This window comes from Bacteroides faecis MAJ27 (assembly GCF_900106755.1).
Lineage (GTDB): Bacteria > Bacteroidota > Bacteroidia > Bacteroidales > Bacteroidaceae > Bacteroides > Bacteroides faecis.
The window spans coordinates 1-16,505 of record NZ_FNNN01000012.1 but is presented as its reverse complement, the minus strand read 5'-3'; the positions used below and the strand labels follow the sequence as shown (position 1 = coordinate 16,505).

21 protein-coding genes are annotated in these 16,505 nt (G+C 36.8%); 2 read left to right on the top strand and 19 right to left on the bottom strand.

Annotated elements, in window-relative coordinates; all coding sequences use genetic code 11:
- Positions 1-7 precede the first annotated feature (7 nt).
- A complete protein-coding gene (fic, locus tag BLW31_RS11670) occupies positions 8-559 on the top strand; it encodes a protein adenylyltransferase Fic (RefSeq protein WP_010538146.1) in 552 nt (183 codons plus the stop codon).
- A gap of 338 nt (positions 560-897) precedes the next feature.
- On the opposite strand, the gene BLW31_RS11665 is transcribed toward fic, so the two are convergent.
- Positions 898-1,284, bottom strand: coding sequence for a hypothetical protein (locus tag BLW31_RS11665; RefSeq protein ID WP_010538145.1), 387 nt, complete (start codon positions 1,282-1,284; stop codon positions 898-900).
- A gap of 188 nt (positions 1,285-1,472) precedes the next feature.
- Between BLW31_RS11665 and BLW31_RS11660 the strand changes: the two genes are divergently transcribed.
- Positions 1,473-1,895 carry a hypothetical protein gene (locus tag BLW31_RS11660; RefSeq protein WP_010538144.1) on the top strand — a complete coding sequence of 141 codons (423 nt, stop codon included), beginning with the start codon at positions 1,473-1,475 and terminating at the stop codon, positions 1,893-1,895.
- A 62-nt stretch (positions 1,896-1,957) separates the two neighbouring features.
- Here BLW31_RS11660 and BLW31_RS11655 read toward each other — a convergent pair whose 3' ends face one another.
- The 18 genes from BLW31_RS11655 to BLW31_RS11575 all read right to left on the bottom strand — a co-directional run bounded on the left by BLW31_RS11655 (position 1,958) and on the right by BLW31_RS11575 (position 16,005).
- Positions 1,958-6,055: a coiled-coil domain-containing protein gene (locus BLW31_RS11655; protein ID WP_010538143.1), complete on the bottom strand. Its 4,098-nt coding sequence runs from the start codon at positions 6,053-6,055 to the stop codon at positions 1,958-1,960.
- Positions 6,043-6,480 carry a hypothetical protein gene (locus tag BLW31_RS11650; protein ID WP_010538142.1) on the bottom strand — a complete coding sequence of 146 codons (438 nt, stop codon included), beginning with the start codon at positions 6,478-6,480 and terminating at the stop codon, positions 6,043-6,045. Before BLW31_RS11650 ends, BLW31_RS11655 begins: the two co-directional genes overlap by 13 nt.
- Positions 6,477-6,809: a hypothetical protein gene (locus tag BLW31_RS11645; RefSeq protein WP_010538141.1), complete on the bottom strand. Its 333-nt coding sequence runs from the start codon at positions 6,807-6,809 to the stop codon at positions 6,477-6,479. Before BLW31_RS11645 ends, BLW31_RS11650 begins: the two co-directional genes overlap by 4 nt.
- Positions 6,806-7,165, bottom strand: a complete 360-nt coding sequence (locus BLW31_RS11640; protein WP_010538140.1) for a hypothetical protein — start codon at positions 7,163-7,165, stop codon at positions 6,806-6,808. Before BLW31_RS11640 ends, BLW31_RS11645 begins: the two co-directional genes overlap by 4 nt.
- A gap of 6 nt (positions 7,166-7,171) precedes the next feature.
- Positions 7,172-7,729 carry a hypothetical protein gene (locus BLW31_RS11635; protein ID WP_074759562.1) on the bottom strand — a complete coding sequence of 186 codons (558 nt, stop codon included), beginning with the start codon at positions 7,727-7,729 and terminating at the stop codon, positions 7,172-7,174.
- Positions 7,730-7,839: 110 nt separating this feature from the next.
- Positions 7,840-8,106: a hypothetical protein gene (locus BLW31_RS11630; RefSeq protein ID WP_010538139.1), complete on the bottom strand. Its 267-nt coding sequence runs from the start codon at positions 8,104-8,106 to the stop codon at positions 7,840-7,842.
- 12 nt (positions 8,107-8,118) lie between these two features.
- On the bottom strand, positions 8,119-8,724 hold the full coding sequence (locus BLW31_RS11625; protein ID WP_010538138.1) for a hypothetical protein: 606 nt from the start codon (positions 8,722-8,724) through the stop codon (positions 8,119-8,121).
- 12 nt (positions 8,725-8,736) lie between these two features.
- Positions 8,737-9,387, bottom strand: coding sequence for a hypothetical protein (locus BLW31_RS11620; protein ID WP_010538137.1), 651 nt, complete (start codon positions 9,385-9,387; stop codon positions 8,737-8,739).
- Positions 9,368-9,538 carry a hypothetical protein gene (locus BLW31_RS24460; RefSeq protein ID WP_153880769.1) on the bottom strand — a complete coding sequence of 57 codons (171 nt, stop codon included), beginning with the start codon at positions 9,536-9,538 and terminating at the stop codon, positions 9,368-9,370. Before BLW31_RS24460 ends, BLW31_RS11620 begins: the two co-directional genes overlap by 20 nt.
- Positions 9,539-9,592: 54 nt before the next feature.
- The gene (locus BLW31_RS11615) at positions 9,593-9,994 is read right to left on the bottom strand and encodes a hypothetical protein (RefSeq protein WP_010538136.1); all 402 of its coding nucleotides are present in this window, start codon (positions 9,992-9,994) and stop codon (positions 9,593-9,595) included.
- Between the two features lie 32 nt (positions 9,995-10,026).
- Entirely contained in the window at positions 10,027-10,314 is a 288-nt protein-coding gene (locus BLW31_RS11610; protein WP_032837079.1) for a hypothetical protein, read from the bottom strand.
- Between the two features lie 86 nt (positions 10,315-10,400).
- A complete protein-coding gene (locus BLW31_RS11605; protein ID WP_010538134.1) occupies positions 10,401-10,799 on the bottom strand; it encodes a RusA family crossover junction endodeoxyribonuclease in 399 nt (132 codons plus the stop codon).
- Between the two features lie 2 nt (positions 10,800-10,801).
- A complete protein-coding gene (locus BLW31_RS11600) occupies positions 10,802-12,169 on the bottom strand; it encodes a replicative DNA helicase (protein ID WP_010538133.1) in 1,368 nt (455 codons plus the stop codon).
- A gap of 18 nt (positions 12,170-12,187) precedes the next feature.
- Positions 12,188-12,835 carry a DUF6291 domain-containing protein gene (locus tag BLW31_RS11595; protein ID WP_221661787.1) on the bottom strand — a complete coding sequence of 216 codons (648 nt, stop codon included), beginning with the start codon at positions 12,833-12,835 and terminating at the stop codon, positions 12,188-12,190.
- 10 nt (positions 12,836-12,845) lie between these two features.
- Positions 12,846-13,133 carry a hypothetical protein gene (locus BLW31_RS11590; RefSeq protein ID WP_050544928.1) on the bottom strand — a complete coding sequence of 96 codons (288 nt, stop codon included), beginning with the start codon at positions 13,131-13,133 and terminating at the stop codon, positions 12,846-12,848.
- Positions 13,134-13,147: 14 nt separating this feature from the next.
- Positions 13,148-13,441: a helix-turn-helix domain-containing protein gene (locus BLW31_RS11585; protein WP_010538130.1), complete on the bottom strand. Its 294-nt coding sequence runs from the start codon at positions 13,439-13,441 to the stop codon at positions 13,148-13,150.
- Between the two features lie 203 nt (positions 13,442-13,644).
- Positions 13,645-14,592, bottom strand: a complete 948-nt coding sequence (locus BLW31_RS11580; protein ID WP_010538129.1) for a hypothetical protein — start codon at positions 14,590-14,592, stop codon at positions 13,645-13,647.
- A gap of 45 nt (positions 14,593-14,637) precedes the next feature.
- Positions 14,638-16,005, bottom strand: a complete 1,368-nt coding sequence (locus BLW31_RS11575; protein WP_010538128.1) for a site-specific integrase — start codon at positions 16,003-16,005, stop codon at positions 14,638-14,640.
- Positions 16,006-16,505: the final 500 nt, after the last annotated feature.

Genomic DNA, 16,505 nt, shown 5'->3' with positions numbered 1-16,505 from the left:
ATTGAATATGAATACAAATGAAATAGATAAGTTGAGCCTTGTAAAAGCTCATGCTTTGTTTGAAACTGGCGATATAGACCGTATCGAGGTAGGAACCGTAAAAGGATTGTGCGACATACACCGCTATCTGTTTGAGGGATTGTATGACTTTGCTGGAAAGGTCCGCACCCTCAATATATCAAAAGGAAACTTCCGCTTCGCCAATTGCATGTATCTGGACGTAATGTTACCGGTCATAGAAAAGATGCCGGAAACAACATTCGATGAGATCATAGCCAAATACGTCGAGATGAACATTGCTCATCCATTCATGGAAGGAAACGGTCGTACTATGCGTATTTGGCTTGATATGATTCTAAAGAAACGTCTTGGCATGGTGATTGATTGGCAGAATGTGGATAAGGTTCTCTATTTACAAGCAATGGAAAGAAGTCCAATTAATGACCTAGAACTGCGAACTTTGCTACATCAGGGACTAACCAACCAAGTAGATGATAGAGAGGTGATATTTAAAGGCATTACACAATCTTACTATTACGAAGGTTATGAGCCTGAATAACCAATTTTTTTTGATGATGTGATGAGGTAAGGGAGCAATGCTTGATGTGTTGCTCTCTTTTCTGTGTCACTTAAGGAAGTGGTCCGAAAATCCGGCTACTCTCGCAAAAACTTTTGGGATTAGTTTTAAATACGGGGTCAAACCGTATTTAAAACGTAACTCACAATTACCTTTAAAAGTGCGATTTTAGTACCTTTGTTTGAGCCTTCCAATATCACCGATAGCATGACCGTTTTGCCTTCATATTTGCCGAAAATTATTTGATTATTCAACATGCAATCCCCGAAATTAGGGTATTTAAAATATGTGCTCAAACCATATTATCAATCAACACCGTTCTATATATGTTGATTATCTCGACTAAATAAGCTCTTTTCTATCTCCTGCCAAAGTACTATTATTTCTTTTGTTGGTGGATTATCTTTACCTATAAATTGAAAGTCTCCCCTGTTATATAGTGTACCTTCAAAGTTTACAAGGCCAAGAAGATAGTTCTTAGCCCTGATAGGGCGCAAATAACACAATTTCCTATACTCCCTATACTGTTCGTCTGAAATCGGTTGAAAAACGGTTGTTTCTTGGTAAGTGAATACAATATCATAAACTCCGTACCTAATATAAAGGACACGGATCGAAAAGGGCTTGTTCGTCTTGATTATGTCTATCTGTTTCTTGCCTTTCATCCCTGTATTTGCCGTTATTTTTTCGTTGATTTCTGAAAACATAGTACGATTATTTAAAAGTAAATAGTATATTTGTACTGCTATGAATTAGGGAAGGGCGTTTATCTGGTGGTTCGGGTGACGCTCTTTTTATTTTTTCCTCCGCAAAATTAGAAAACATCTGCAAGACTTGTGTTTTGTTTCTTCTTTTTGTACGTTTGCGCATTGTATAACATAAAACACACTGAATTATGGAAAATATCACACTATTCGCATCTATTGCAATCATCGTATTTGGTGTATTACAAATTATTTTGTTCTTCAAGTTATGGGAAATGACTAATGATGTGAAAAAAATCAGCTTAAAACACTCCCCATCTAAAGAGGATGAATTGATAGATGAAGCTCAACTATTATGTCTAGACGGAGAAAAAGAAAACGCTTTTAAATGTTACAAACAGGCTTTCTTTATATCTATAAGTGAATTATACAATAACATTTCTCAAAAATATAATGTAGCTTTAAAAGAAGATAGAAAAGAAATATGGGAATCCAATTATCCAAATATCGTTCGTTTTTTTAGTAAAAGAATGATTCCTACAGGATTTTCTTTAAATTTCGAGGAATACGATTCTTTCGATAAAGTAGACAAAATTCTTTCCGGAAATAACTAATATTAATCCCCGGCTACTTATCACAAGCGACCGGGGATTTTTTATAATAGCATGGAATGAAATTAACGATGTGACAAACCACTCGTATTTTGTTTTATGCCGTCTAATGCCTGGGTAATCTTGGGAAGATTCTTGTTGAGATTACTGGAATTTTCAGCGATAGTTTGTTGGTTTAGCCTGTCTTCTACGCTATTAGTCAACATCTCACCAACATTGTTTTTAATTGCCTGAACTTCTCCAGTTAGATTAACTATAGCCGCCTGCAACTGGGCGTTAGATTCTGCCTTCATTGCTATATCGGCTGCAAAACTACTATTTAATGCTTCTCTGCTTAATGATGGATCGGTAATACTGAAAGAATCCTGTGAAGGTTCTATATTAAGTAATATTGAATTTATAGAGTCTAGCAATCTCGTCTGTTCTACGCTCTGATTCTTAATCTCCTCTCCGGCGATCTGAAGAGCTGTGAAACGACCGCTCAACTCTCCGGCATCCTCATGTGTCATTTCGGTGCCAAAGCCTTTCTTGGAAGATTCTTGGGATGAGGTGGAAGTATTCGATAATATGTCAAAACCTTTGCTTTCTGCTATATCTTGATATTCGCTTAATAACCTATTGGCCAAGTCCTGCTGACCTATAGCATCATCAACTAAGTTATTCAAAATATTTGTCCATTGAGTGAAACGTTCTTCATCAGAAAGCCCGGTATCCTTCATTACATCTAGCATTTTTGATTGTGCCTTTTCCATAATGGGAGCTAATGTGACAGAATAAACCATTTGTTTTGCTAGTGTCTCAAGCATACTAGAAACAGAGTCAGTAAAAGCTTTTGCTGCATCAGTTCCATTTGAAAAAGCATCTACTAATGCATCGCTCATAGAATTACCCAAATCACCGAATATATCAGTCATATAATCATTAAGCTCATCGTAAGCATCTTCTGCTTGTTGTGCTAAATCAATCATGTATTGCAATGCTGCTTTACTTTCATCTGACATAGTGCGGGTATTGATAATTGTTTCTGCTAAACTTTTATCAAACTCTCCATTAGCTTTTATTAATTGGGGATATACATCAAGGACAGAGGAATAAATATCCTTTCCCTTTCCCCATCCAAATAATCCTGTTTTTTTGTGTCCGGTTTTGATTTCTATGTTGGCAAGCCCTGCATATTGGTCCTTTAAAGCTAGGGTGGAACCTTCATACAAATTAGCTCCTTTTAAAAGCTCTCTTGTTATGCTTGTGAGCCAGTTCCCATATTCTCCGCCTGTAAGTTCTTTATTAAGGCTTTTTACGCTGTCCTTCATGTTAATAACTGCGCTCTTGGCCTTAGAATAAATATCAACTCCAAAGATTGTAGATGCTTTCTCATACAAAAGATTTTGCTCCAACAAAAGAAGGTTATATTCTCTTTGCTGATCTATCGTTTCGTTCATAATAGCCTCAAGAGCTTTTTTATGTCGAGAATTAGCCGCAAAAGCCTTTCCTATAAGATTAGCTGCTTCTCCTACTGCGGACGCAATACCGCCTACAATTCCACCTTTAGCAAAACCTTGCCCAATATTGGATATTGTATTCATTGCGCTTTCTACACCACTTATGGCATCTGCTGCTGAAGTCTTACCCATCGCTTCAAATAAGTTTGCAACTTCTCCAGCTGCCGATGAAGCGGCATTACTTATTGTACCTATGGCGCCAGATATTTCTTTGAAATCTTTTGCACTTTTAAGAGAAGCAAAGCCTTTTTTGAAGGTTTCAAATATCTCTTCCCATTTATTTTCTTTTTTACCTGTACCTAGCAACTTATCCAGTGCTTTTCTCAACTTTTCTAAGTCTGCCGGACTTTTTTCAATCGCTTCTAGTTGTTCTTTAGAAATAAATGTTATTTCCTCTTTGTCACCTTTTCCAGAAAGATAGTCATTCAACTGGCGGGCTTGGGAAATCAAATTGGATAGATCAGAAAATCCCATCAAAGAAATGTCACCGTATAACATCTTTAAAAAGGTATTCTCCTGTCCGGCAAACTCTTTTTCCATTTCATCCCGTATTCCTTTCAATCCTTCTTTGAGTTGTTTCTTTGCAACTTCTATTGCCCGGTCTATATCTTCCGAATTTTGTTCGGTACGTTGTGAGTTCAGAAACTTCATTTCTTTATTGAAAGACTTAACCAACTGCTCACGCTGCTTATTGTAATCCTGATACTTGTTGAGGGTTGATTGTAACAGTTTGTTTATTTCGTTTTGCTGCTTTTGATATGCTGAAGAATATTCAGCGTCAAAATTATTTCTATGTTCACTGGGAATGTCTACAATGGTAGGAACAAATTGCAATCCTTTTTTCTTGTAATCAGGATTTGCCGCTTTCCATGCTTCATATTCTGCGTCTTGTAAGGTTTGCAGAAGCTCCCTTTCACGTTTTTGGATTTCTGCTATCTTTGCATCATAATTGGCATTAATTTGAGCAAGCTCTTTAGCGTTACCTTCTTCCATTATATTGATTGTCATCTTTTGAGCTTCTAATTGGCTTTTTAATATGGAATCCTGAATATTATTTTGAGCTTTTAAAACTGCCTTCTGTTGTTGGTATGAGTCTTTATAGTTACTTCCTGTATTATTTTGATTATTGGGGGTAAAAAGAAATGCACCTGCATTGAAACTTTCTTCTAACTTCTTATTTGACTCTATAAGCTTTTCTCGTTCTTCTTTAGCCTCGTTATAAATTTTGAGTTGTTCTTGTGCTTTTTTCGCATCTAGTCCTGATGATATAAAATTAAGGCTATTGTTTGATTCTATAGCTAATCTATTATATTCCGCTTGAGCTTCTGCTATTTTGGCATCAATATCTATTATTTTCTCAAAGTTTTCTGAAACTTTGTTTTTGATAGCTTGCGCCTGGGCATAATCTAAAATAGATTGAGTTAAGTTATCATAAGCTGTTTTTGCTTCACCTGCTAAAAACGCTTCTTTATTCATACCTTCGAAGTAATCTGGATATAGACTTTGTAATTTCTTTATAGCTTTAGTTCGAGTATCTGTACCATCTGCCGCATCTATTGCAGCTTTGTACAAAAACTTTAATTCGACGAGTTGATCTTGGGCATTCTTCTTCCCTTTTAATGTGGCTTCATTATAATTTTTCAACGCTTCTTTAAGGATATCAAGTTTCTCTTTACTATCAAACAACTTTTTTACCCATTCACCTATTTCGCTTCCATAATTAGACAAAAGTGTTAGCCCAACGACTAAAGCAGTATTCCAGCTTAATAGAGATTTGGTAAGTTGTTTCCAAACAGGAGTACCTTCCTTTCCTTCAGCTCTAAGTTTAGCTAATTCAGCTCTACTTCTTTGAATTTCATCAATAAGCATTGGAAGATTGTTACTGATAGCTAAAAAGAAAGTGTTCATAGAAACTGCCAAACTAGGTAATTCACGAGCGAGCATATTAACTTGTGTTCTTAGTCCGTCGTATGCAGTGGCATAATGTCCTACACTCCTTTGAAAACGCCCAGATGCTTGTTCCGCTAAACTTAGCTCATTAGTTACGGCTTGAATTTGTATCAATAGCTCCTTTCCAGTTGCACCATTACGTAAATCTCGAGAAAGATTGTCATACTGGAAGTTCAACATACTTAGCTGCTTTCTTAATTGCACCAGTGAGCCTTCAGCTGACTTATAAACTTTAATGGCGTTTTCTTCCACTTTGGCAACATCACGCATTGAATCAGCTGTAACCTTCAACTGTGCATTTAAAGCCGCCCACTGTTTTAGTTTAGCTTGTCCGACAGATGAATTTCTTTCCGATTCTTCCAGTGCATAGTATTCCTTTTGTAATGCGGTTACTTGTTTTTTTACAGCGTTTAAGGAGTCCGCGTAATCTTCAAAGTGTTTAGAAGTTTCGTCTGTCTCATGTCTGATTGTTTCGGACTGTTTTACTATACCACTGGCTATATCTACTTGTGCTAAAGCCGTTTGAATTTCAGCGAATTTCTTTTTCATTTCGTCCAACTCGCCTTTTATTCTTTTAAACTCTTTGTACAACTTATCATAACTAGGTGAAGCGGTAGACAATTTTCCTAATTCCGCTCTTACCTTCTGTATTTGCTTTACAAGTTGAGTGAATCTTGTAAGATCAGCATCTAAATTAATCCTCAATCCTGCCATTTTACTTTAATATTAGTAGTTACATTTTCTTTTACTTCTCTCTCTAAGACATGACAAGCTGTGTCCATAACATCAAAACCTTTGCTTGACACGAAACTTGCATATTCCATTCCGTCAGCAGCAACTATTCCATTTCTAGGACGTTTCCCACAAATTAGAAGGTCCTCTGTTTTAGCTTTCGCTTCAGAATGTTCCCCATCTGCCGGGACATACAAATCAATGATTTCCCCATTGCGAACAACAGCAGCACCTGGAGCATTACGCAAGTTCCAAGTGTGGTTCTCATAAGTCTTTTTGCTACTCTCATTTTTTACTTTTTGGGTATCAATAGCCTTATGAGCCGCATCTATCAAACCTTGGTTAATTTCATCTTCGACTTCTTGGATGAAAGAATCCAAACCGGATAAATCAACAGTAACTTTCATATCTTAGGTTTTGCTGCCATTAGTGATACATTCTTAGCTATGAGGCTAGCATGTTTAAACAATGATTGATAATACAATGCTATCTGCTTTAAAGCTTCTATAGCGTCATCTTTAGTACCTTCACATAAGGCATCGCTCAAGGAGCAATCACCAACAAAAAGAAGAGAAATCGCATCACACAAAGTTTTCTTATCTTTTTCTGCTAGCATTTCATTGACATCTTCTTTATTAGTAAAATCCCCTAAACACTCTCCAGCTAAAACAAAGTTTTTGACTTTTATAGCTTTAAGATTGAAACTACATCCGTTAATAATTATTATTTCTTTCATAACTTCTTATTTTTTGATAGATAATACTCAAATGCTTTTCTTGGATCTATGTCAGAGACGTTCACATTCATCTCTTTAGCCATCCGATAGGCAGCTACCCACTCATTAATCTCTTGATAGGGATTCTTCCGGTTTTTAATGCCTATAAACACTCCTGTTGCGAAGATGTAAAATTGTGGTGCATATTCTATCAGCCCTCTTTTATCAAAGGCTTTTGCAACCTGTTGAGCGGTAATCTCTAGATCACAGACCGGAGCGGTGAACATACTTCGAATACTCTTTTCATATTCCGAATAAATCTCTCTGAAAATGTCGCCTAATACATCATTAGGCAGGCTTAAGATATTGTCTTTCATAATTCATTATTTGATAACTAATGGTTTTCGTCCTCTTGATGCAGGCAAGATATATTCATCTAACTGTCGGTTGTATTTTTCCAGTTTCTTATGATATGTCCAAACTTTATGTCCATAAGGGGTTGTTTTTCCTCTATAGAACTGTTTCCCGTATCTTCGTACTGGGTATTCCAATCGTCCGAATCCATAGAAAAAGCGGCCGGATCTGCTCTCTTTCTGAATACTGTAAATATGGCTAAAAGCATACCGACTTGCGATTGTCTTACCATCCAAAAAGAGTTTGCGGCATTTATGACTGGTATAAGGACAAAGAAAGTACCGCACGGACCCGTTTCCAAGATTGCTTGGTTCAGTATGGAGCTTGATCGTTTTTTGGTTCCTTGTTCCTTGATATTCCCAAAAGAAGATAAGTTCCTGCTCTTCTATGGACATCATAACGGTATACTGTATGTTTTTAAGAGTGAAACGGCTAAACAGTGTTTTATCTGTCTCAGCTTGTCGTTTTATTAACTCTTTGAAGTTTGATAACGTAACTCTTGGTATGTAATCTATAATTGCTGCCATTTTTCTAAATTCAACCTAAATAGTTAGAGAATACACCGTTTTCATCTTGATTTTCTTTAGTAAACCGGGCAGAGCATCAATAGAGTATCCCTGCCCGGAATTATCTAATATTATGCGTCTGGCAATCCCTGTGCCCAGTTACGGGCCAGTTCCTTGTCTGATACTGTAAAATCCTCTTTGTGGTATTCAATACCAAGATGTTTGCAGATCGCCTGATTCTCATACTCTGCATCCCGTTTCCATTTGTCAAACGGATTATTTGCCGGTTGAGGCTTTTCTATTCCTTCCACACTCGCAAAGAAGCCTAATCGGTTCGCTGGGCTTTCCTGTAACTTTCTTTGGAAAGCGTCAAAATTTTGTCTTTCTTCTGTAGTCATAATGATAATTCTTTAAATAAATTCGTATGCTTCTTTGTCCTCATGCAACTCTCCTTCATCGTCCAACCAGCACAAACATCTTCGGGAGTCATGTGAAGTCGTAATACCTTTCCCAAAGCAGGGGTTATCGGCAACAAAAGCGTTCAAATTATTAATGGCCTCCTTAACATCGTTGATAAGTTTTGTTGCATGGGTACGGGCTATTGTAGGAGAGATCATAAACTCCTGTGCTTTCCGTTCTGCCCATTTCCGGGAAAATACTACATTATTGCCCAACATCTCGTAGGCATCCACATCTAACGGCTTTGCTGTATGGTACAAAAGAGCTTTTCTTAGTTCATGTGCGTTCTCGGATATACAAGTTTGCAAACGTTCTAAAGTCTCTTTATAATCCTCTTCACGTTTAAAGGCAATTTTTATTCGGGAAGCATCTTTTTTCGCCATCTCTTCCGCTTGTTTAGTGAGCAAAGCACATACACCGGCCAAGTCATCAAGCTCTTTGGTTGAAATAGTAAATCCTGTTTCAGTCATGCGGCTTACGATAGCCTGTATATTATCAACATTATCTTCGTGGCGTTTGAGAACTCTCTTCAGTCCTTCTTTCTTAATTTCATTCATAGCTTTTTAATTTTATTGTTTTTCATTTCCATACATTCTCGTAAAAATGCCATTGGAGTGACATTCGATCAAAGTTCCGGGATAGAGACGGGCCGTGTCTTTTTCAAAGCCTATTACAGCCCTGTATCCTAAAGCATTGCAAGCATACTTAGTTGCCATCTCCTGAAGCTTGTTTATTTCATCAATGGTTTTCATTGCCTGTTGGTAAACTTCTATCTGTTCCGGTTTATCAATGTAAATCTTTCCTTGTTCATCACATAGAGCAAACGCTTCTTCCTGAGCATGAATCCAACCATCGTCACCGATAAAATACATTTCCGGAAGAATATAAGGGAAATTTTTCACAGACTTATGTATGTCAACTTTCAACTGTTCGAACTCTTGTAATAGCTGGTTGTACATCTGCTCCTTCTGTCTGCGTATAATCGGCAGACTGGCATCATCCAACAAATCTTTATTAAGTCGCTCCAGTACCGTTTTCCCTGTATTTTCGCCACCAGCAATCAAATCCTGTAATATTTCAGTGTTTAGCTCGATGCCAAACTCTTCTATTTTTTGACGAGTAACGACACCTTGTAATTTGCTAAGCATTTTTTCAAAGTCCGATCGGAAAGTATTACTACCGACACCGATACAAATTCTTTTAGTTTCCTCTTTTTTCATCTTTCTTTTCCTCCAATCTGTCTTTCATATGGTTAGCTACATCCTCACCAAGATGTGAAGCAATCCCTGCCAGGTCAAGAATCTTCTTTGTCCCTTCATTAATAATTTCTAATAATTCCTCGGCATTCTTTTTTTCGTCTATTTGTTCCATTTCATTTTGATTTATGCCGGGTAGATCATCCGAAGCAGACCTACCCGGTATTAGTTATACAATCTTTGCCAATAACGCAATCAGTTTTTCAAGGGATTCTCCTTCTATGTCGAAATTCGGTTCCAGTCCGTTGTTCTCCCAAAATTCCCTAGCATCCTCGTTTTCGTTAATCACAATGCAAGCGGTATTGCACGGTGTATCGTCTGGATTAATCCTTTGGCAGACAGAAATAGTTTCCATGTCGGTTTTCAATTCATATTCACCTTCAAGTGGTTCGGTTCCCAGCTTTAGTAACTGAATCCCAAGTTTACGGGCTTCTTCCGCATCAAGGTGTATGGTGTTCTCTTCCGTTATGAGTTCTTCGTCCTTTGTTTTGGTCACAAGGATTTCACCTTTATCACCTTTTCTTACATAAACATGTTTTTCTCCTTTTCCATAAAATTCTTTCTGTTTCATAACTTATAAAATTTTAATTGTTAATGATTTATTTAGTTGAGCAATACTCTATTAATCCCTACAAATGTGAAATCTCCGTTTGGATTTACTCTGATCCAGTCAGGTACACCGCCAAACATTTCTTTAAACTTGGCTTTGCCTATTGTCTTTTCCGCCATATCTTCGACAGATTGATAACCGTTGGCCTTGGCAAAGTTTTCATCAACTCTGGCCTCTATGATTCTGCTATCGTCTTTCCAGCATCGGAAAGTGATAGGTAGACTACGAAAATTCATTTGAATTATATCGTATCTTTCATTCTGTTCTATAATCTTCTTCATAATTGCCTTTATTCGGTATAATGCTTTTGTAATAACGACTTTCTCCGCAAAGATGAATATCTTATCATCCCACAAAAGAAAATGGCTTAAATCGCTTTATTTGGGCTGAATATATTTTTTTGCTCGTTTATCTCTTCCAGACCAAACTCTACTCTCGGATTCCGGTGATCTATCCGTTTCTCCGCATGAATCTCGAAACATAGGCTGTCGTTTGTAATTGCCTCAACCGTTTGCAAGCAATCAAGGATCGTCTTTAAGGCATTATCCAGATCGAAGCGAATACTTCCATGCCAAACACGAATAAATAGCTTGAAACGACCGGAAATGCGTTTTCCTCGATATCTCTTGCATTGTAGGCAGAAGGATTTCTCATACTCCCTGATCCGGTCATTTTTGATAATTCGTTTCTGACCGTCTTTGCCCGGCACGGCTTGATAGTTGTTTGCTTTCGCTATCACTTGCCCGTAGATTGTTTCTATTTCCATAGCTAGAAGGGATCAGGTTCAACATTTGCCGAAATAGGTATATCCTGTAAGTCGTAAAAGTGAGTGGTCGGAGCATCGAACTTGCATATGAACTTCATTATCCCAATGTTTCGTCCTTTAGCAACATCTATCATTGCTGTCCCTTTCGTTTCTACATTGGAAAACTCTCCCGGGTATGGTTTGCCTTTCACCTCTGGACGATAAATCAACATAACCACATCTGCGGCTTCTGCTATCTGCCCGCTATCTCTCAACCGGGCTATAGAGGGAACTGGATTATCTTTGTCTCTATTGAGTTGTGATAATGCGATAATCCAAATGTCAAGCTCTTTAGCAAGATTCTTCAGTCGCCGTGCCACATCTCCCATCTGTTGCTCCTTGTTGGCTCCCTTCATGTTTACATTGAGGATTTGTAAGTAGTCAACAGCTGCACCGTCTATATCATATCTCCGTTTCATGTACCGGATAGAGTTTATTATGCTGTCTATATTGCTGGTACTGTTGTCGTCGAAATATATTGGAAGATGAAGTAGTCTAGCCAATCCTTTATCAAAGCTTTCTAACTGGGAGCTTGTTAATTGAGAGTACATGATTTGATTTGCCGGAACTCCGCTTTCGATAGAAGCCAAACGGGACGCAATTTGCTCTTTTCTCATTTCCATTGAATAGATTATGCTCTTTGTGCCTGAAAGTGCCGCAAACCGCAAAATAGACATTAACAGTGACGTTTTACCCATACTTTGCTCTGCCGCAATGATTATCAAATCGGATTTTTGCAATCCTCCTGACCTTCTATCAAACTGATCGAATCCGGTAGGCGTTCCGGTTAATGCTGTCTGGCCGGAAAGATTACGGTTCACTTGTTGGTGTACTCCCGTCAAACCATCCTTTAACGTGTATATGTTGTCCGAAGATTGCCGGAACATACCGGATAAAGATTCGACGGCTTTTGTCTGCACCTGTTCAATATCTTCCTCTTCCGATGCGGAATGTTTCAGTAGATACAAACCTATTTCCCTGAATTTGCGGTGTACACTCAAATCAAACAAGCGGTTTACGTATTGATTGAAATCAAGCGTCATACCATCCAGGCGTTTTAATAATTCGGCCACATTGAAAGATATTCCCATTTTATCAAGACACCCTTTTATTGCGATTGGTTCGGGATGATCTCCACGGGATATAATTGCAAGAATAGCCCGGAATATGTTGCGGTTAAATTCGTCATAGAAACAATCTTCCGTCAGATTCTCCGGGATCTCCCCGTTGGATAATACAGGAGTAGTTAATGTGCCTAGCACTGCCTTCTCACATTCCAAATCATGCAGCGGGCATATATTGTCTATCAAAATTTTCTCTGTCTTTGCCATGATTGTAACAGTTTAAAATTATCGTTCTCCGAATTTCTTCTTCAATTCGTCTAATGTGCTACGATATACATTAGTCCGTTTCTTTGGAAAGTCTTTCCAGTTGTTCAGGCTTTCAAGAACATCGCTAATTTCTTTCTTGGTGTATTTGGCAAGAAGCTTTTGATATTCTGGCTCTGTCATTTGTGTTTTTACCTTCAATACGAAAGGGCAGTGATCATCTAGCCATTGATTGAACTTTATAAATTCTTCGGATGGAGATGATAAAGAAAGCTCGTCTTTCTTTGATACGATAGTATTTTCTTTATTAATATCCTTATTCTTATCCTTATTTACATTCTTATCCTTATTAGCTTGTACTTCGGTTGTACTTTGGTTGTACTTTGGTTGTACTTCGGTTGTACTTTTTGAAAAGCGGTTGTTTTTATTCCCTTTGGGAGCACCACCTTTACAACCATTTTCCCAGCGTTGTATATTAGCGTCAAGAAAAGGACGTATTAACGAAAATAAGGCTTTGGGAAATCCGGTTAACTCAGGCTCTTTCATGTCGAGACTGTAATCTGTTATCGCTTCATACATAATCAACTTATCAGCGTCCGATAAATCGCTCATGCTCTCTTTGAAACTGCGATAGAAAATAAACGTGTCTCTTTGTTTTTCACTTTCCATACGCATCCTCCTAATCAATGAACATTTGCCGTTTATCCGACTCTAACCAATATAGTTTCCTATTATCGTCAAGACGAACGTCTTTAATATTCCAGCCTTCATTATTTCGAAGGGTAGAGATTACACGTCTGGCATCATTTGAATTTGTTTCAGCGTTAATATCTTTAGCTGTTACTTTCCGGCCAGACAAGAAAATAGCTCTTACTTGTTGGATTATTGGGGATGATTTGCTATCTTTGTTGCCGGATCTACATCGGAGATTGGCAGTCGTGGAGGCTGCCTTTTTCTTTTCTTCCATAGTCATGCCCTTTCTTATTTATTGAGAATTGCATCAATTTCAGACTTTTTGTAGAATCTCTTTCCACCAACTTCTGCCGGTATTAAATACCCTGTTTTCGCCCATCTCCATAAAGTTGAACGGTCTACATGAAGTAATGATTTCACTTCATCAGGTGTCAAATAAGTCTCTTTTTGCTTTGCTGAAATAGAAGTTTCTAGCTCTTCTTTAGTAGAACGAATCAGATGATTCGCAAATTGTACTAAATCATTTGCGCCAACTGTTATAGATACATTGGCTCCGCTTTGAATAATTTCTTGAATACTCATAACTATTGCTCTTTCAATTCGTCTTTCCCCAATAGGTAGCTACTGCTATTGGTTGTTTGACGAAAGCAAAGTTAGTGTTGTGGCGTTGTGGTAAAGGTGAGGTAATTTAAAGAATTTACTAAAAAAATCCCGCCAATATTACTAAATATCAACGGGTTACATACTTTAACATTAATTCTGTTGTGGTTCGATTGTGGTCTAAGTCACCGAATAGCAAATATAATATCATCTGCCCAAGATTTTACATTTGCCCCACTACATTTTGAGGGTGTCAAATTTATGCTATTTGCTGCCTTTTTATACCACTCTTCAGGGGTTACATAATCTTTAATTATACTAATAACGAATGAGGTCTTTGCTTTTTTCGTTTCCTTTTCATTATATATATTAGAAAAATCTGCCGTAGAAACAGCCTTTATAAACTCATCAAAACCTATTTTAAAGGCGTCCCCATTACAGAAACCATATATTTGTGTTAATTTATCAATGTTATATTGATAATTAGATGGCTCATGTAGCGATTCTCCTACCTTGCCATTTGTTTTAACAAAGCGTTTGTCTCTAAAATTCTTATATTTAAAAAAATCAGGATCGCAATCACTCTTTTTTTGCAAATAATCCACAATATCAATATTGAAATCGGCAAAAGTTTCTATCATAACATTCATAAATGAGATTACACTATTTTCTGCAAATGTTATATCATATCCTTTTTCATCAATCATTGCTAGGTTGTCGATTGTATTGAATAATTTTGAATCAAATTCTTTTGCAAACATACTAGCATAAAGAATACGATCATTAGCAGCTAAAGAAAATAATTTATTACGAAGTAATTCTACGCATTGAAACTCTACATCTAATGATACATCAGGAACCATGTGCCCTAAAGGGGTCTGCTCTTCTTCCCAAAGCTTCATCAGTCCTTCAGGTATTTCATCAGGGCTAATTAAATCCGTAAAGTTATTTATTGCTTCTTGAATTGCTTCCTGTGAAATTTCTTTGCTATCACGCACCTTGCTTAAAATAGAACTAATATCTTCTCTTTTGAGAATTTTATCAAGAAATTCCGGTAATTCACATTTTCCCCTTTTAGTATATCCTATCAATATATTATCAATAGCCTCGAAAAACACTGTTAGTACTTCCATTTTTACATCATTTTATAAGTTTTCATGTCTATTATTTAAATCTCATTAAACGTTATAACCCTCACATCCAAAAGCTGCACACATTAGAATAAAACGCTCTTTTAACCCCATATTGGTGTATCGGTTTACTGCACTACTATTTTTCGCATGAAGGCCGGCAGCATATTTATCAATTTGTACTTTATTCATCAAATCCACATGAGTTTTTCGAGCTAATTTGCTGCTTGCTATTTCATAAATTGGCTTATACTCGTTTGTACTCAATGATGTATTAAATATTGCAATTTTACGCTCTATCCCATAATATTCCAACAATTTCTTTATTTGATAATTATACCCTGTCTCTCCATTTCCATCCGGATAAAACGGTAATAATGCATTTTTTGAAAGTTCCCCTTTGTACTTCATTATGATGTCATAAGCTATCCGAATTATAGGTGTTCTTATTTCGGTTCGTATAAGCCCATCCCTATGTGTTTTTTGAGGTAAATAATGAATGTAGGGTATTCCTTCTTCAATTCCGATGTTATCAAAAGTGAAACGTCTAAAATCTCCGACACGACAACCAAAGCAACATTGCACAATAAATAGATCTTTCACTCGCTGCAATGAATCTGGACAGTCCTTTACTAAAATGGTATTAAATTCCGTTTTTGTAAGAAATATCGGTTCATCATATTGTTGCTTCATAATAGCCTCCTTTTCCTTTCCTATTTTTCGGAAGGGTGAAACAGGGATAATATCATTTCGTTCTAATTCAACCATAAAAGCCTGAATTAATAAAAGCTTCTCGGCTATGGTATTTTGACTTCTTTCCTTTGAAGGTCTGTTTCTATTGTTCATATCAATATACAGACCGGGATATTTATCAACCAAAGTATGTTCAATACGCAGGAACTCACGAAATTTGAGGATCATATCTTTATTAAATACTTCTACCGGTTCTCCATCAATACCATTAATAATGAAAAACCGGTTTAGTTCCCGTATTACTACATCATAGTGTTTCTTTCTGCCTAGACCTATAACGCCAGTATCTAACCAACCATTTACATAACGTTGGAACATCTCGCATAATGATTCTTTTTGATCTGCTACATCATATTTTTCAGGATGGAGATGTTCATCTATTAACTTCTCAAGCTTATCACTTGTCAAAGACTTATCTCCACCATACAGAGATAAAATCAGCTTCTTCCTTTCGTTTATAGACGCATTGAATAATGTTCTTTCCTCCAGTTTCACCAAGCTTTTGGCTTTATACTGCTCGTTCTTAGCATCCCAAAGTGTAGGAAGCACCATAAATTCGGATTTATGGAATAACTGAACATCTCTTCCGTCAGATAAACGAAATCTAACATTAACCTCTTTATCTTTCCGCCCAGTTCGAATAAATGCTTTTACAGTAGTCATATCTCATCAATTATTGGTTGTGCAAATATACTAATATTGCACAACATATTTGCAAAATTGTACAACGAAATAAAATGTCATGCAACACATATTTTAATAAAATCACTGATTATCAAATATTTTAAGTTATACAATTATTTATGAGATTTCAAAAATCGAATCGCTTCGGAATCACTTTGAGAACTGATTATAAAAAAGTTATAATCAGTTCTTTTTTTCTATAAAAAGTCGAAAGGCTATAAAAAATCGTTCATTTCCCACCCAAAAGTCAAATGTGTAGAAAATGTGTGGAATTTGGCGATACTAAAATAAGCTAACCTCACCTACTTCTCCTGTTAGTTCATCAATTCCAAAAGCCGCTTTGGGGCTTGCATTGTATTCTGCAGATTTTTTAATCAAGTCTCTGGATCAATGTAAAAACCTGAGGGATTTTCATTTTATGCATATAACTTAGTAAGTCTGTATAAAAAAAATGCCTTATCTCTGACTCCTCTAAACTG

Coding starts and splice junctions, on each gene's coding strand:
- BLW31_RS11580 (WP_010538129.1), bottom strand. CDS start 14,592: ATGGAAGTACTAACAGTGTTTTTCGAGGCTATTGATAATATATTGATA.
- BLW31_RS11615 (WP_010538136.1), bottom strand. CDS start 9,994: ATGAAACAGAAAGAATTTTATGGAAAAGGAGAAAAACATGTTTATGTA.
- BLW31_RS11590 (WP_050544928.1), bottom strand. CDS start 13,133: ATGGAAGAAAAGAAAAAGGCAGCCTCCACGACTGCCAATCTCCGATGT.
- BLW31_RS11655 (WP_010538143.1), bottom strand. CDS start 6,055: ATGGCAGGATTGAGGATTAATTTAGATGCTGATCTTACAAGATTCACT.
- BLW31_RS11625 (WP_010538138.1), bottom strand. CDS start 8,724: ATGAATGAAATTAAGAAAGAAGGACTGAAGAGAGTTCTCAAACGCCAC.
- BLW31_RS11620 (WP_010538137.1), bottom strand. CDS start 9,387: ATGAAAAAAGAGGAAACTAAAAGAATTTGTATCGGTGTCGGTAGTAAT.
- BLW31_RS11650 (WP_010538142.1), bottom strand. CDS start 6,480: ATGAAAGTTACTGTTGATTTATCCGGTTTGGATTCTTTCATCCAAGAA.
- BLW31_RS11605 (WP_010538134.1), bottom strand. CDS start 10,799: ATGGAAATAGAAACAATCTACGGGCAAGTGATAGCGAAAGCAAACAAC.
- BLW31_RS11640 (WP_010538140.1), bottom strand. CDS start 7,165: ATGAAAGACAATATCTTAAGCCTGCCTAATGATGTATTAGGCGACATT.
- BLW31_RS11610 (WP_032837079.1), bottom strand. CDS start 10,314: ATGAAGAAGATTATAGAACAGAATGAAAGATACGATATAATTCAAATG.
- BLW31_RS11645 (WP_010538141.1), bottom strand. CDS start 6,809: ATGAAAGAAATAATAATTATTAACGGATGTAGTTTCAATCTTAAAGCT.
- BLW31_RS24460 (WP_153880769.1), bottom strand. CDS start 9,538: ATGGAACAAATAGACGAAAAAAAGAATGCCGAGGAATTATTAGAAATT.
- BLW31_RS11660 (WP_010538144.1), top strand. CDS start 1,473: ATGGAAAATATCACACTATTCGCATCTATTGCAATCATCGTATTTGGT.
- BLW31_RS11635 (WP_074759562.1), bottom strand. CDS start 7,729: ATGGCAGCAATTATAGATTACATACCAAGAGTTACGTTATCAAACTTC.
- BLW31_RS11600 (WP_010538133.1), bottom strand. CDS start 12,169: ATGGCAAAGACAGAGAAAATTTTGATAGACAATATATGCCCGCTGCAT.
- BLW31_RS11585 (WP_010538130.1), bottom strand. CDS start 13,441: ATGAGTATTCAAGAAATTATTCAAAGCGGAGCCAATGTATCTATAACA.
- fic (WP_010538146.1), top strand. CDS start 8: ATGAATACAAATGAAATAGATAAGTTGAGCCTTGTAAAAGCTCATGCT.
- BLW31_RS11575 (WP_010538128.1), bottom strand. CDS start 16,005: ATGACTACTGTAAAAGCATTTATTCGAACTGGGCGGAAAGATAAAGAG.
- BLW31_RS11665 (WP_010538145.1), bottom strand. CDS start 1,284: ATGTTTTCAGAAATCAACGAAAAAATAACGGCAAATACAGGGATGAAA.
- BLW31_RS11630 (WP_010538139.1), bottom strand. CDS start 8,106: ATGACTACAGAAGAAAGACAAAATTTTGACGCTTTCCAAAGAAAGTTA.
- BLW31_RS11595 (WP_221661787.1), bottom strand. CDS start 12,835: ATGGAAAGTGAAAAACAAAGAGACACGTTTATTTTCTATCGCAGTTTC.